This is a genomic window from Rhizobium sophorae (assembly GCF_013087515.1).
In the GTDB taxonomy this organism is placed as follows: domain Bacteria; phylum Pseudomonadota; class Alphaproteobacteria; order Rhizobiales; family Rhizobiaceae; genus Rhizobium; species Rhizobium sophorae.
This window is the reverse complement of sequence record NZ_JABFCN010000022.1, coordinates 42470-55906: the sequence shown is the minus strand read 5'-3', so window position 1 is coordinate 55906 and position 13437 is coordinate 42470. Positions and strand designations below refer to the sequence as shown.

Here is a 13437-nt window from a genome sequence, read left to right as displayed (position 1 = left end):
CAAAACGGCACGGTCACGATCAACTTCCGATGCCGTCGGTGCGTGTCGGGTCCGAGCGTAGCGTATCGATTTCGTAGATCGTCCGCATGACGGTCAGCCGCGCGGTGAAGGTGGTCAGGAGCGCGATGACGATCATCGTTGCGAAGATGCCGGCATAGCCGAGCACGCCGACGGAGAAGGTGCCGAAGAGCGCGGTCGCCTGGTCCGTTTCGGGGGTGGCGAGGGTGCGGCTTTGCCAGAAACCGGCGGTGGCGAAGAAGAGGGCGGCAAGCGCGCTGCCGATCGCCGAGCCCTTGAGGCTGATCTTCAGGAAATGCTTCTGGAATTCGGTAGCGACGAAGGAGCTTTCGGCGCCAACGAAATGCAGCACCTCGACGACGTGCCGATTGCCCGACAACGCGCCGCGCGTGGCGAAGACGACGGTGAGCACCATCGCCGTGAAAACCAGAAGCAGGATGCCGGTGCCGATCATGACAGTCGTGTGCGCCATGGACACCAGCCGGTCGACCCAGGTGCGGTGATCGTCGAGGGTAGCCTGCGGGATACTCTCCTTCAGCAACGCCCGCATCGAATCGAAATCCGGCGGATTGTTCTCGTCGATGGTGATGATGACGAGGCGGGGAACGGGCAGATCCTTGAGATCGAGACCGGGGCCGAGCCAGGGTTCGAGCAGCCGTGCGGTCGCCGCCTCGTCGACGATCTGGCCGCTCTTGGTGCCGACGAAGGTCAACGCCAGGTCGCGCGCCTGGGTCAGCGCCTTTTCCATGTCGAGATTGTCGTCCGGCTTGATCTGGATGGTGATCTCGCGGGAGATCTGGCTCTCCCAGCTGGCTGCCGTCGAGCGCACCATGCTGACGCCGCCAAGCGTCAGGCAGGCGAGAAAGGCCATGATCGATATCACCACCATCAAGGCGCTGCCCTGGATGTTGGAAGGCGGCAGGATCGGCGCGGTCGGACGCACGCGCAATTCCGGCCGCTTCTGTTGGGTCTTGGCAGACGCCTTCTCGGGGTTTCTGGACGGGGGCTCAGTCATAAATATCGAGATGCCCCTCTGAGAGGATCATGCGGCGGGCTTCCACCTGCTCCATCAGCGCCAGGTCATGCGTGGCGATCACGACTGCCGTGCCGAGGCGGTTCAGCTCGAGGAAAAGGTTGAGCAGGCGCTTGGCCATCGGCGGGTCGACATTGCCGGTCGGCTCGTCGGCCAGCAGCACTTCCGGCCGATCCATCAGCGCCCGGGCGATTGCGGCGCGCTGCTTCTCGCCGCCGGAGAGTACGGGCGGCAGCACGTTGATGCGTTCGCCGAGGCCGACCCATTTCAAAAGTTCCAGGACGTCGGTCTTGTAGGAACTCTCATCCTTGCCACGCACCCGCAAGGGCAAAGCGACATTCTCATAGGTGGTGAGATGGTCGAGGAGGCGGAAATCCTGGAAGACGATGCCGACGCGGCGACGCAGAAGCGGCAGTTCGGGGCGGGGGATTTCGGAAATGTCGCGCCCGAACATGCGGATCAACCCGCGCGTCGGCTGCAGCGACATGAAAAGCATCCGCAGCAGCGACGTCTTGCCGGCGCCCGATGGGCCGGTCAGGAACTGAAAGGATTTCTTCGGAATGTCGAAGGTCAGGTCCCGGAGGATTTCCGGGCCCATGCCATAGCGCAAACCGACATTCTCGAAGTGGATCAACGGGCAGCTCAGTCTGTTGTGGGTTTCACCGCACGACTTGTTAACCAACACCGTTAACAGCCGGTAAATATTGCTGGAAAGACGCCCGTTTGATGGCGATCTTTGCGAAGCATTAACCATTAAAATTTACGACTGAGCAGGATTCGTTTCAATGCCAAGATTTCCCCTGGCAGCGAAACCATGTGGACATCTGCGAGGCAGCCACCATGGAAGCATCCTCCTTCAGCCGCCGGACGCCGGACCAGACCTATGATTTCCTGCCGCCGGAACCCGCCAATCGTCAGTACCGCTCGGCGCGTCCTGCCGATATCTCCGACGCCGAATTCATTACCCTCGGCAAAGTTCGGCCCAGGGAATTCAATGCAAGGACCTATAACGACAACCGCAAGCGCATGGCTGCCGCACACGCCGCACCGCCGCCGTTCATGCCGGCAATGGCTGCTTCCGTTCTGCAGACCGTGGAATCCTCGCTGCAGCGCGCGTCGATGCGGAGCTTCGCAGCGCTGGTGCTGGCGTTCGTCGTGCTCGTCTTCGGGCTTGCGGGTGGTTTTTCCGGCCTTTCCGGCGAGCGAGCCACTTCGGGAGCATCGCTTCATTTCACCCATGTCACAGTGACGCCGCGTGATGCGAACGGCATGCGCGTGCTCGTCATCAACGGCATCATCGAAAACGAGAGCGGCACGACACAGACGGTGCATCCGATCCGTGCCGATCTCGTGACCGACGAACGGCTGACCGCAAGCATCGTCATCAACCCGCCGGCCGATGTGATCTATGGCGGCCAGAGCCGTGGCTTCTCGGCTCGCGTCCAGCATGCCGGCGGAAAAATGCCGGAGGTCCGGCTTTCCTTCCTGCCACAGACGTAACTGGACATGGGATGGGGCCGACTTTCGCGCCACCGCCGCGCCAATCCCGTTAATTTCATAACCGGTGAGGCTGTTTCAGGCTCGCATATGTGCTAACGGCTTACCCTTCTTTTCATGGAGCAAGCCCTTATGCCTGTCGTGCGCGGAAAAAACATCGAGCCGCTCTTCACTGCCGAGCAGATCGCCGAGCGCAATCATTCGATGGCGCGGGAGATCGCCAACGGCCCGACCAAGGACCTGCTCGTCATCGCCGTGCTGAAGGGTTCCTTCATCTTCGCCGCCGACCTGATTCGCGCCCTGCATGATAGCGGGCTTGCCCCGGAGGTCGAGTTCATCACGCTGTCGAGTTACGGCATCGGCACGGTTTCGCAGGGCGTTCGCATCGTCAAGGATATCGACAGCGACGTGCATGGCCGCGACGTCCTGCTGATCGATGATATCCTCGAATCCGGCCGGACGCTGCTCTTTGCCAAGGAGCTGCTCTTCGAACGCGGCGCGCGCAACGTCACGATCGCCGTGCTGCTCGACAAGCGCGTCAAGCGCAAGGAAAAGCTGGAGGCCGACTATGTCGGCTTCGAATGCCCTGACTATTTTGTCGTCGGCTACGGCATGGATGTCGCTTATGCCTTTCGCGAACTGCCCTTCGTCGGCGTGGTGACCGGGGACGCCTGAGCTGTTGCGTTCGAGACGGGTTGTTAACCATCTCGTCTATCGCTTCCTCATCTTTACCGATCGAAAAGGAAAGTCTGGTGATTTCCGTCGCGGGGCTGATACGGAGCGATGCACATATGGCAAGAATTCTGATTACGGAAGACGAGGACTCCCTGCGGTCCTTCGTAGCCCGGGCCCTGCGGCTTGATGGCCACGAGACCGATGAGGCGGCCGATGGGGCCGAGGGGCTGGAGAAGCTTAAGGACGGGGTCTACGATCTGCTGCTTTCAGATATCCGCATGCCCGTGATGGACGGCATTGAGCTCGCCCATCAGGCAAAAGACGCTTTTCCCAGTTTGAAGATCCTGCTGATGACCGGCTATGCCGAACAGCGCGAACGGGCCGACAATCTTGCCGAAAAGATCATAGATGTCGTTGCCAAACCCTTCGCGCTTCCCGATATCCGCAAGGCTGTCGCCCGGGCGCTCGTCGCTTAGAGCATAATGGCGAAAGGTGTGAGCGTTCTTCGGACGAGATGGTGCTCACCTTCCTCGATTGAGGTCCGGATTTAGATTTTAGGCCGCTCCGGCCTAAAATCATTCTGTTAAAGCGACTGCGATGCATTGTGTGGTGGCGTAGGACCTACTGGATATCCAACAGCCGCTCGAGATAGCGCCGTTCCATTTCCTGCGGTGGATTGTTGCCGAGTTTTTCGCGGATCGCGTCAAGGATTTCTCGCGCCCGCTGAACATCGATTTCGTCAGGCACCTTCACGTCATCGCCGAAATCAGGTCCCTGGGTCCGGCGTGGCCGGCCGAGTGGGTCGCGGCCGTTCTGGTCGCCCTGGCCCACCTGGCCGTTTGGACCTTGACCCTGCTGGCCCTGCTGCGCCTGCATCATCTGGTTCATCATGTCGCGGGCGCCCTGGCGAAGCGCTTCGAGCGCGCGGCCCTGGCCCTCGACGGCCGGTTGGCCGCGGCCCTGGCCGAGTTCACGGCCGGCACCTTCCATTTCGCGTTGCGCCTGGCCAAAGCCTGGGCCGGGCTTCATGCCCATTTCGCCGAGGCTTTTCTGCAATTCGCCGAGCTGCTTGCCGAGCGCATCCTGCTGAGCGCGTAGCTGTTTCAGCGCCTCGCGCAGCTGCTCGGCCGTCATCTGGTCGGAGGGCTGCTCACCTTCCTTGCCTTGCTGTCCCTGCTGCTGATCCTGGGGCTCGCCATTCTCTCCCGGATTCATCTCGTCGAGCAGCGGGTCGTTTTCGCCCATGTCAGTCTCGCCGCGCTGCATGCGGTCCCTGAGCTGCTGATCGAGCCGGAAGGTCTGTTCCATCAGCTTCTGCTGGTCGCGCAGGATCTCGCCGAGCTTGTCCATCTGTTTGCGGGCTTCGCTGTTTTCCTGGCTCTGCTGACCGCGCTGCGGACGGCCCGCCTGCAAGTTGTCCATCATCCGCTGCAATTCCGACAGCATCTGCTGGGCCGCGTCACGATTGCCGGAGCGGGCAAGATTCTCGATCTGGTCCATCATCCGTTCCAGATCCTGCTGGCGCAGGATATTCTGCGCATTCTGGTTCGGCTGCATCGGCGCGTTCTGCATGCGTTGGGCGAGCTCGGTCATATAGTCCTGCATCGCCTTGCGCAGCTCGTCCATCAGCTTCTTGATCTCCGCGTCGGGGGCGTTGCGGTCCAACGCGTCGGCAAGCTTCTGCTGGGCTTCGCGCAGCTTGCGCTCGGCCAGCGAGAGATCACCGTCCTCCATGCCGAGGGCGATCTCCCAGAGATATTGGGCCGTATCCTTCAGCGCATCCTCGCCCTTTGCGAGCTTCATGCGCGCCAAGGCGGATTCGAGCAGCAGGTAGTTGGTAAGCTTGGGGATCGTCTCCTCGGGACGGATGGTCAGCGCCTCGTTCAAGGCGATCGCCTGCGGCATCTTGCGCGTATCGAGCGCGAAGACCTGCCGCTGCTCGGCGACGGCTGCGGCAAGCGGCTCGTTGAAGGGCCGCGACGGCAGCACCATCTCATGCGGCGGGCTGCGGCCGGTCTGGCCAGCGGCATCCTTAGCGACGAGGGTGATGCGCACGCGCTTGCCGGCAAGCGGATGTTCGGTCAGGTTCCGGCTGGTCACGCCCTTGGCGTCGCGGGCGTTGCGGCGGGGGATATCCAGCCGGTACTCCGGCAGCGGATAGAGCGGCGTCGCCGTCGGGTCTGTTTCGACGGGAACGATCTCCGCATGCGCCTCCTGGACGCCGTAATCGTCCTTGACGGTGAAACCGATTTCGAGCGCGCCGTTGACACTGGGCTTCGGCAAACTGTCGAAGGCAATCTCCGGCGCCTTGTCGGGAAGCACGTCGAAGCTCCAGCGGCGGCCATTGACCTCGAGTGCGCCGTTCTCCTGGAGCTTCATCATATGCGTCTGCGCGACAAGAGCCTGGCTGGCCGGTGCCGCCGCCTGTTGCTCGCTGCCTGATGCGGCCGTTTGCTGCGGCTTGGTATCCGCCTGCACGGCGATATCCTGGGCCTCGCCATTCGCCTTGCGGAACACGACTTTTTCGGTCGTCTTTCCGCCGCTGACGCGGACAGTGAGGCCTGAAAACTGCGGAATGCCGATCGGCGCCTGCTCGCTGCCGTCAGCCGTCAGGTAAACCGGGGCGCGGCCGGTATAGGAAGGCGGCGTCACCCACGCGTCGATGCGCACCGCCGGATCGCTGACCACCGGCTCGGGCGCTGCCTGCAATGCGTCGCGGATCGAACCGCCGTTGATCGACAGCGAATAACCGAAGGCAGTAACAAGCAGCAGCGCCGGGACGGCGCGCAACGCGAAACGGTCATGCGCGGCAATATCAGGCCGCGGTAGTCCGGCATCGAGCGCTGCGATCTTTTCGGCCATGCGCGTCTGGTGCTCGCGCCAGAGCGCCCGGCCGAAGGGCGTATCGAAGGCCGGTTCGTCTTCCTGGACGGCGACCGGCTGGTGCGGCAGGCCGTTGCGCTCCTCCAGCATGCGGTCGGCTTCTGCGACTTTCGGCCAACGCAGGGTGCGGAACGGGAGGAGCGAAACCAGAAAAGCGGCGGCAAAGGCAATCAGCAGCAAGATGCGCAGCCAGTCCGGCACGCTGCGGAAGAGGCCGAACCAGGAGGCGCAGAGATAAAAGGCGATGACGGACAGTACCGGCATCAAAGGCGGCAGCAACTGCTCGAAAAAGAGCACGATGCGCGCCAACAGGCGTTTCGTCGTCACCAGCCGGGCAAGCGAGGGACGGAACGCAAATGCACCTTTCTTCTGCCGCGAGGGGCTTGTCATCGGTCCGGTCTCCGCGATCTGGCGTTCTGGAACAGAGGGCGCTTCCGGCGATTGCGGGGCAATACGCTCGTGAACGAAAGGATAACACTCTTTGTGGCGAAGGCGAGGGCGAGCGGCCGGTAATACCGGCTTTTCACGTCTATTCGCCAAAAAGTGATGGCTTGTTCAGTCGAGCCAGGCCGGAACGGAGTCGAGGCTGATCAGTTCGGCATAGGTTCTGCGCGGGCGAATCGTATGAAAATCGCTGCCCCTGACCAGAACTTCGGGCACCAGCAGGCGGCTATTATAAGTGCCGGCCTGGACCGCGCCGTAGGCGCCGGCAGTGCTGACGGCCATTAGGTCGCCGGGCTTCGGCATCGCCATCTCGCGGTCGAGTGCCAGATAATCGCCGGTCTCGCAAACGGGACCGACCACGTCGGCGCGGATGCGGGGCGCGTTGGCCGCCGAAATCGTCACCGGGCGGATCTCGTGATAGGCCTCGTAGAGCGTCGGGCGGATGAGATCGTTCATCGCGCCGTCGACGATGACGAAGGTCTTTTCGCCGCCATCCTTCACATAGAGGACTTCGGTCACGAGGATGCCGGCATTGCCGACGATCAGGCGTCCGGGTTCGGTGATGATCTTGCAGTCCAGGCCGCGCAGCTGGTTCTTGACGATTGCGGCATAGGCATCCGGCAGCGGCGGCGGATTGTTGTCGTCCTTGTAGGGGATGCCGAGGCCGCCGCCGATATCGACGTGATGGATGGTGTGGCCGTCGGCGCGTAGCGTCGCGACAAGGTCGTGCAGCAGCTTGAAGGCGTCGTCGAAGGGCTGCAATTCCGTGATCTGGCTGCCGATATGCATGTCGATGCCGGTGACCTCGATGCCCGGCAGCCTGGCGGCATGGGCGTAGATGGCGCGGGCGCGCTCCCAGGAGATGCCGAACTTGTTTTCCTTCTTGCCGGTCGAGATCTTGGAATGCGTCTTTGCATCGACATCAGGGTTGATGCGGAAAGAGACCGGCGCTTTCTTGCCCGCGCTAACGGCGCGCTGGTTGAGGATCTCGAGCTCCGGCTCGGATTCGACGTTGAAGCAATAGATGCCGGCCTCAAGGGCAAAATCCATCTCGGACGGCGTCTTGCCGACACCTGAGAACATGATGCGGCTCGCCGGAATGTCGGCGGCAAGCGCGCGGCGCAGCTCGCCTTCCGAGACGACATCGATGCCGGCGCCGAGGCGGCCCAGCGTCTTCAGCACCGCCTGGTTCGAATTCGCCTTCATCGCATAGCAGACCATGGAATCCATGTCAGCGAAGGCTTCCGAAAAGACGCGGTAATGGCGCTCCAGCGTCGCGGTGGAATAGACGTAAAAAGGGGTGCCGACCGCCTTGGCGATCTCGGGAACGGGGACGTTCTCCGCATGAAGGACGCCGTCACGGTACTCGAAATGGTTCACGGGTTTGTGCCTTAAAGAAGAGGATCGAGAAGGAAGGGCTTGTCGACGGTTCCCGGCCGTTTCGTCGGCTTGGAAACGTCGCCTTCCTTGGTTGCCGCAGCGCTCGGCGGATCGAGGTCGCCCTTACGCCCGCATCCGACAACGGCAAGGCCGATGACGGCGAGAACCGCCGTCAGGCGGACGAGGTGCGGCAAGCTCTTCATGGATATCCTCTTATGCGGCATGTGATGGCATCATTCATATCGAATGATGGACATCTTCATAGCGAAGTTTATTCGCCTTGTGCACCCTGATTGTTGGGCGGTCTTTCCAGGCCCGCATGAAGGGCGCGGCGGCTTTTCGCCACGCCTGGTATCTCTTAGTTGCGGGCGCGCCAGAAGGCGATCTGCCTTCGCACTTCGGACGGCGCCGTGCCGCCGAAGCTCTTGCGGCTGGCGACCGAGGCCTCGACGGTCAGCACGTCGTAGACCTTGTCGGTGATGTCGGGATGGATCGCCTGCAGATCGGAGAGCGGCAGCTCGGCAAGGTCGCAGCCCTTGCTTTCGGCGAGTGCTACGGCCCGGCCGGTGACGTGATGGGCGTCGCGGAAGGGGAGGCCCGCTTCGCGCACCAGCCAGTCGGCAAGATCAGTCGCCGTCGAATAGCCGGAGCCGGCCGCCGCCTTCATGCGCGCGGTGTTGACGGTCATGTCGCGCACCATGCCGGTCATGGCGGCAATTGCCAATTCCAGGCTCTCGGCGGCGTCGAAGACCTGTTCCTTGTCTTCCTGCATGTCCTTGGAATAGGCGAGCGGCAGGCCCTTCATGATCGTCAGCAACGCCACCAGCGAGCCGTTGATGCGGCCGGTCTTGGCGCGCACCAGTTCGGCGGCATCCGGGTTCTTCTTCTGCGGCATGATGGAGGAGCCGGTCGAGAAGGCGTCGGAGAGACGCACGAAACCGAATTGAGGGGTCGACCAGATGACGATCTCTTCTGCCAGACGCGACAGGTGCATGCCCGCAATCGCTGCGATCGACAGGAATTCGATGGCGAAATCGCGGTCGGAGACCGTATCGATGGAGTTGCGGGTCGGCTCGCGGAAACCGAGCGCCTTGGCCGTCATGTGACGGTCGATCGGATAGCCGGTGCCGGCAAGTGCGGCGGCACCGATCGGGCTTTCATCCAGATGCTCGATGGCGTGGCGCACGCGCGAGCGATCGCGGCCGAACATTTCGACATAGGCCATGCAATGATGGCCGAAGGTAACGGGCTGGGCGGTCTGCAGATGGGTGAAGCCCGGCATGACGCTTTCGGCATGTTCTTCGGCGCGGTCGAGGAAGGCAGCGATCAGGCCGGTCAGCATCTGCTCGGTCTTCTGCAGCTCTTCCTTCACCCAGAGACGGAAGTCGAGCGCCACCTGATCATTGCGCGAGCGGGCGGTGTGCAGGCGGCCCGCCGCCGGTCCGATCAGCGTCGCCAGACGTGCTTCGACATTCATGTGGATGTCTTCGAGCTGACGCGAGAATTCGAAATTGCCGCTTTCGATTTCTGACAGGATCGTGTTTAGCCCGTGAACGATCTTGTCCTTATCTTCGGCGGAAATGATCCCCTGATGGGCGAGCATCGTCGCATGGGCAATCGAACCGCGGATATCCTGCGCGAATAGCTTCTTGTCGAAACCGATCGAGGCATTTATCTCCTCCATGATCGCGTCCGGGCCGGAGGCGAAGCGCCCACCCCACATCTGGTTGGAGGATTTGGTGTCCGTGTTGTTCTCGGCCATGGAAGATGCCCGTCCTGGAGAATGAAATGACGACGAAAAAACCCTTCGGCCTGCCGTCCGGAAAATTGATCGCAATCGCCGCCGTAGCAGGTGTCGTTGCAGGTGCGGCAGCGGTATACGTGAAGGAGACGGGGATTGGCAATGGGATCGGCAGCAGCGCTTCGGCCGAATGCTCGCTGGCGAAGGAGCGTGCTGCCAATCTGGCGCCGCTGATGAAGGGGCAGGTGGCCGCCATGGTTGCCGCCACCGAGCCGCGCAAGCTGACGGCGGTTTCCTTCAACGGGCCGGATGGCAAGCCGCTGACGCTCGACCATTTCGCCGGCAAGACCGTGCTTCTCAATCTCTGGGCCACCTGGTGCGTACCCTGCCGCGAGGAAATGCCGGCGCTGAACGCACTCGAAAAGGAGATGGGCAGCGACAGGTTCCAAGTCGTGCCGGTCAATATCGACACCGGCGACGACGAGAAGCCGAAGACTTTCCTGGCCGAGACCGGCGTCGATGCGCTGCAGTTTTACCGCGACAACACGATCGGCGTCTTCAACAGCCTGAAGAAGGAAGGCCTTGCCTTCGGCCTTCCGGTGACGCTACTGCTCAACGACAAGGGCTGCCTGATCTCCGCCATGAACGGCCCGGCCGCCTGGGATAGCGAAGACGCCAAGGCGCTTATCAAGGGTGCGATCGGGTCGTAACGACGTTGATCAGGAGTCCCCATCTCCTCTCATGAGGAAGACGCCTGCGATTCCGATAAGGACGCAGCATTGCAGCAGGAACATGGGTGTTTCGGTCGACATGGCGTTTCCTCCCGTTCCCGGCAAGGAAAGCATTTCGCGGGCGTTCGGTCCATTCGCCCTTTCTGGTGATGGTCTGCTTACCGCGTCGGGACCGGCACTTCACCGCGATAGTCATAGAAGCCGCGGCCGGACTTGCGTCCGAGCCAGCCGGCTTCGACATATTTCACCAGCAGCGGGCAGGGACGATATTTCGAGTCCGCCAGGCCGTCATGCAGCACCTGCATGATCGAGAGGCAGGTGTCGAGGCCGATGAAATCGGCAAGCTGCAGCGGTCCCATCGGATGGTTGGCGCCGAGCTTCATCGCGGTATCGATGGCATCAACCGTGCCGACGCCTTCATAGAGAGTGTAAATCGCTTCGTTGATCATCGGCAGCAGGATGCGGTTGACGATGAAGGCCGGGAAATCCTCGGCGACGGTGATGGTCTTTTCCAGCGTGCCGACGAATTCCTTGGCGGCGGAGAAGGTCTTCTCGTCGGTGGCGATGCCGCGCACCAGTTCGACCAGCTTCATCACCGGCACCGGGTTCATGAAATGTATGCCCATGAAGCGTTCGGGGCGGTCGGTGGCGGCAGCAAGGCGGGTGATGGAAAGGGAAGAGGTGTTGGTGGCAAGCAGCGCTTCCGGCTTCAGGACCGGACAGACCTGGGTATAGATCTTGCGCTTGACCGTTTCATCCTCGGTGGCGGCCTCGATGACGAGATCGGATGGGGCGAGATCATTGACATCGGACGAGCCTGATATGAGCGACAAGGTCGACTTGCGTTCCTCTTCGGTCATCTTGCCGTTCGTCACCAGGCGGGCCAAGTTGCCGTTGATGGTGGCAAGGCCGGATTCGATGCGGTCCTGCGAGAGATCGTAGACGTGAACCCTATAACCTGCGGCGGCCGAAACATGCGCGATGCCGCAGCCCATCTGGCCGGCACCGATAATACCAATATTCTTCAACACCGCATTCATCTCCAAACCCCCGCACGGCATTCGCCCCCGCGCCGCCGCATTTTTCTAGCAATACTGCCGGACGAAGGATCGCCCGGCAGCAGTAGTAGCCCGATAAAAGATAATTTTCCAGTCATTCGCACGTGCGAAAGAAAGGCATTTGACGCGGTCAGAGCGCCTTTTGCAATTCCGGCAGGGCGTCGAAGAGATCGGCGACCAATCCATAGTCGGCGACCTGGAAGATCGGCGCCTCCTCGTCCTTGTTGATGGCGACGATGACCTTCGAATCCTTCATCCCCGCCAGATGCTGGATGGCGCCTGAAATGCCGCAGGCAATGTAGAGCTGCGGCGCCACCACCTTGCCGGTCTGGCCGACCTGCCAGTCGTTCGGCGCATAGCCGGCATCGACGGCCGCACGCGATGCACCGACGGCGGCACCGAGCTTGTCGGCAAGCGGCAGGATGACCTCCCTGAACTTCTCGGCAGAGCCGAGTGCGCGGCCACCGGAGATGATGATCTTGGCAGACGTCAGTTCCGGCCGGTCGGAGGCCGACAGCGCATCGCCGACGAAGGTCGAAAGCCCCGGATCGGAAACCGCCGGGATCGCCTCTACGGTGGCCGAGCCACCTTCCGGTGCGGAGGCAAAGGATGCGGTGCGCACGGTGATCACCTTCTTGGCATCGCTCGCCTGCACCGTCTGGATGGCATTGCCGGCATAGATCGGCCGCTTGAAGGTATCGGCAGAGATCACCTCGATGATCTCGGAGACCTGGGCGACATCGAGGAGGGCAGCGACGCGCGGCAGCACGTTCTTGCCGACCGAGGTGGCGGCAGACAGGATCGTGTCGTAGCTGCCTGCCAACGAGACGATCAGGTCGGCCAGCGGTTCGGCCAGGTTGTTGGCCAGTTCGTCGCTTTCGGCCAGCAGCACCTTGGAGACGCCGGCAAGCCTGGCCGCTTGTTCGGCAGCAGGCTTGGCCGCCTTGCCGGCAACGAGAATGTGGATGTCGCTTGCCTGTTCCTTGGCGATCTTTGCGGCTGCCGTCAGCGCCTTGGCGGTCTGATCGGACAGGCTTGCATTGTCGTGGTCAGCCAGAAGAAGAATGGTCATGATGATGGCTCCTGTTCCAACCTGATTACAGCACGCCGGCTTCGTTTTTGAGCTTGTCGATGAGTTCGGCGACCGACTTGACCTTGACGCCGGCCTTGCGGCCGGACGGCTCCTCGGTCTTCAACACCTTGAGGCGCGGCGTGGTCGAGACACCGAAGTCTGCCGGGCTCTTCTTGTCGAGCGGCTTCTTCTTCGCCTTCATGATGTTCGGCAACGAGGCATAGCGCGGTTCGTTCAAGCGCAGATCGGTGGTGACGACCGCCGGCAGCTTGACCTCGATCGTCTGCAGGCCGCCATCGACTTCACGGGTGACCTGAGCCTTGCCATCACCGATCTCGATCTTCGAGGCAAAGGTCGCTTGGGGCATGCCAAGCAGTGCTGCCAGCATCTGGCCGGTCTGGTTCGAATCGTCATCGATCGCCTGCTTGCCGACGATGATCAGGCCGGGCTGTTCGGCATCGGCCACAGCCTTCAAGATCTTGGCGACAGTCAGCGGCTCGACCGCATCATCGGTCTCGACCAGGATCGCCCGATCGGCGCCCATGGCAAGGGCCGTCCTCAGCGTCTCTTCGGCCTTGGCCGGACCGATCGACACCACCACCACTTCCTCGGCCTTGCCGGCTTCCTTCAGCCGCAACGCCTCTTCCACCGAGATCTCGTCGAACGGGTTCATCGACATCTTCACATTGGCAAGCTCGACACCCGTGCCATCCGGCTTCACCCGGATCTTCACGTTGTAGTCGACAACCCGTTTGACTGGGACGAGTATCTTCATGGGGTCCTTCCTTCAGGAGAAACTGGCTTCAGAGACTTTTTTAGAAAATGCGCGCTTGGGCGCCGCTCCGATTGTCGAATGGCGACATGGATACGCGCTTTTCCTCCAAATTCAACGCTTCCATGACGCC

13 protein-coding genes are annotated in these 13437 nt (G+C 61.9%); 4 read left to right on the top strand and 9 right to left on the bottom strand.

Translation table 11 applies throughout. From position 1 onward, the window contains the following. Positions 1–19 precede the first annotated feature (19 nt). The gene (locus G9X64_RS13180; RefSeq protein WP_168313460.1) at positions 20–1033 is read right to left on the bottom strand and encodes a cell division protein FtsX; all 1014 of its coding nucleotides are present in this window, start codon (positions 1031–1033) and stop codon (positions 20–22) included. Next, on the bottom strand, positions 1026–1685 hold the full coding sequence (gene ftsE, locus G9X64_RS13175; protein ID WP_003543317.1) for a cell division ATP-binding protein FtsE: 660 nt from the start codon (positions 1683–1685) through the stop codon (positions 1026–1028). Before ftsE ends, G9X64_RS13180 begins: the two co-directional genes overlap by 8 nt. Before the next feature lie 206 nt (positions 1686–1891). Here ftsE and G9X64_RS13170 point away from each other — a divergent pair, with 206 nt between their 5' ends. From G9X64_RS13170 to G9X64_RS13160, 3 genes are all read left to right on the top strand, one after another. Beyond that, entirely contained in the window at positions 1892–2551 is a 660-nt protein-coding gene (locus G9X64_RS13170; RefSeq protein ID WP_171376668.1) for a hypothetical protein, read from the top strand. A gap of 129 nt (positions 2552–2680) precedes the next feature. Beyond that, on the top strand, positions 2681–3223 hold the full coding sequence (hpt, locus tag G9X64_RS13165; RefSeq protein WP_003567049.1) for a hypoxanthine phosphoribosyltransferase: 543 nt from the start codon (positions 2681–2683) through the stop codon (positions 3221–3223). Between the two features lie 116 nt (positions 3224–3339). Further along, positions 3340–3699 carry a response regulator gene (locus G9X64_RS13160; RefSeq protein WP_168313462.1) on the top strand — a complete coding sequence of 120 codons (360 nt, stop codon included), beginning with the start codon at positions 3340–3342 and terminating at the stop codon, positions 3697–3699. 145 nt (positions 3700–3844) lie between these two features. Here G9X64_RS13160 and G9X64_RS13155 read toward each other — a convergent pair whose 3' ends face one another. The 4 genes from G9X64_RS13155 to argH all read right to left on the bottom strand — a co-directional run bounded on the left by G9X64_RS13155 (position 3845) and on the right by argH (position 9692). Beyond that, positions 3845–6496: a TIGR02302 family protein gene (locus G9X64_RS13155; RefSeq protein WP_171376667.1), complete on the bottom strand. Its 2652-nt coding sequence runs from the start codon at positions 6494–6496 to the stop codon at positions 3845–3847. Positions 6497–6661: 165 nt separating this feature from the next. After that, entirely contained in the window at positions 6662–7930 is a 1269-nt protein-coding gene (gene lysA, locus G9X64_RS13150) for a diaminopimelate decarboxylase (RefSeq protein WP_018448103.1), read from the bottom strand. Between the two features lie 11 nt (positions 7931–7941). After that, positions 7942–8154, bottom strand: a complete 213-nt coding sequence (gene lptM, locus G9X64_RS13145; protein WP_168313464.1) for an LPS translocon maturation chaperone LptM — start codon at positions 8152–8154, stop codon at positions 7942–7944. 134 nt (positions 8155–8288) lie between these two features. Beyond that, positions 8289–9692: an argininosuccinate lyase gene (gene argH, locus G9X64_RS13140; protein ID WP_168313465.1), complete on the bottom strand. Its 1404-nt coding sequence runs from the start codon at positions 9690–9692 to the stop codon at positions 8289–8291. A gap of 26 nt (positions 9693–9718) precedes the next feature. On the opposite strand from argH, the gene tlpA reads away from it, so the two are divergent. Further along, complete coding sequence (gene tlpA, locus G9X64_RS13135) at positions 9719–10381, top strand: thiol:disulfide interchange protein TlpA (RefSeq protein WP_129421869.1); 663 nt, start codon at positions 9719–9721, stop codon at positions 10379–10381. A 179-nt stretch (positions 10382–10560) separates the two neighbouring features. Here tlpA and G9X64_RS13130 read toward each other — a convergent pair whose 3' ends face one another. The 3 genes from G9X64_RS13130 to G9X64_RS13120 form a co-directional block, all read right to left on the bottom strand. After that, the gene (locus tag G9X64_RS13130) at positions 10561–11442 is read right to left on the bottom strand and encodes a 3-hydroxybutyryl-CoA dehydrogenase (protein ID WP_168313466.1); all 882 of its coding nucleotides are present in this window, start codon (positions 11440–11442) and stop codon (positions 10561–10563) included. A gap of 148 nt (positions 11443–11590) precedes the next feature. Continuing rightward, positions 11591–12532, bottom strand: coding sequence for an electron transfer flavoprotein subunit alpha/FixB family protein (locus tag G9X64_RS13125; protein WP_171376666.1), 942 nt, complete (start codon positions 12530–12532; stop codon positions 11591–11593). Between the two features lie 25 nt (positions 12533–12557). Then, the gene (locus G9X64_RS13120) at positions 12558–13307 is read right to left on the bottom strand and encodes an electron transfer flavoprotein subunit beta/FixA family protein (protein WP_171376665.1); all 750 of its coding nucleotides are present in this window, start codon (positions 13305–13307) and stop codon (positions 12558–12560) included. Between the last annotated feature and the right edge of the window lie 130 nt (positions 13308–13437).

Coding starts and splice junctions, on each gene's coding strand:
- G9X64_RS13180 (WP_168313460.1), bottom strand. CDS start 1,033: ATGACTGAGCCCCCGTCCAGAAACCCCGAGAAGGCGTCTGCCAAGACC.
- G9X64_RS13170 (WP_171376668.1), top strand. CDS start 1,892: ATGGAAGCATCCTCCTTCAGCCGCCGGACGCCGGACCAGACCTATGAT.
- hpt (WP_003567049.1), top strand. CDS start 2,681: ATGCCTGTCGTGCGCGGAAAAAACATCGAGCCGCTCTTCACTGCCGAG.
- G9X64_RS13160 (WP_168313462.1), top strand. CDS start 3,340: ATGGCAAGAATTCTGATTACGGAAGACGAGGACTCCCTGCGGTCCTTC.
- G9X64_RS13155 (WP_171376667.1), bottom strand. CDS start 6,496: ATGACAAGCCCCTCGCGGCAGAAGAAAGGTGCATTTGCGTTCCGTCCC.
- lptM (WP_168313464.1), bottom strand. CDS start 8,154: ATGCCGCATAAGAGGATATCCATGAAGAGCTTGCCGCACCTCGTCCGC.
- argH (WP_168313465.1), bottom strand. CDS start 9,692: ATGGCCGAGAACAACACGGACACCAAATCCTCCAACCAGATGTGGGGT.
- tlpA (WP_129421869.1), top strand. CDS start 9,719: ATGACGACGAAAAAACCCTTCGGCCTGCCGTCCGGAAAATTGATCGCA.
- G9X64_RS13130 (WP_168313466.1), bottom strand. CDS start 11,442: ATGAATGCGGTGTTGAAGAATATTGGTATTATCGGTGCCGGCCAGATG.
- G9X64_RS13125 (WP_171376666.1), bottom strand. CDS start 12,532: ATGACCATTCTTCTTCTGGCTGACCACGACAATGCAAGCCTGTCCGAT.
- G9X64_RS13120 (WP_171376665.1), bottom strand. CDS start 13,307: ATGAAGATACTCGTCCCAGTCAAACGGGTTGTCGACTACAACGTGAAG.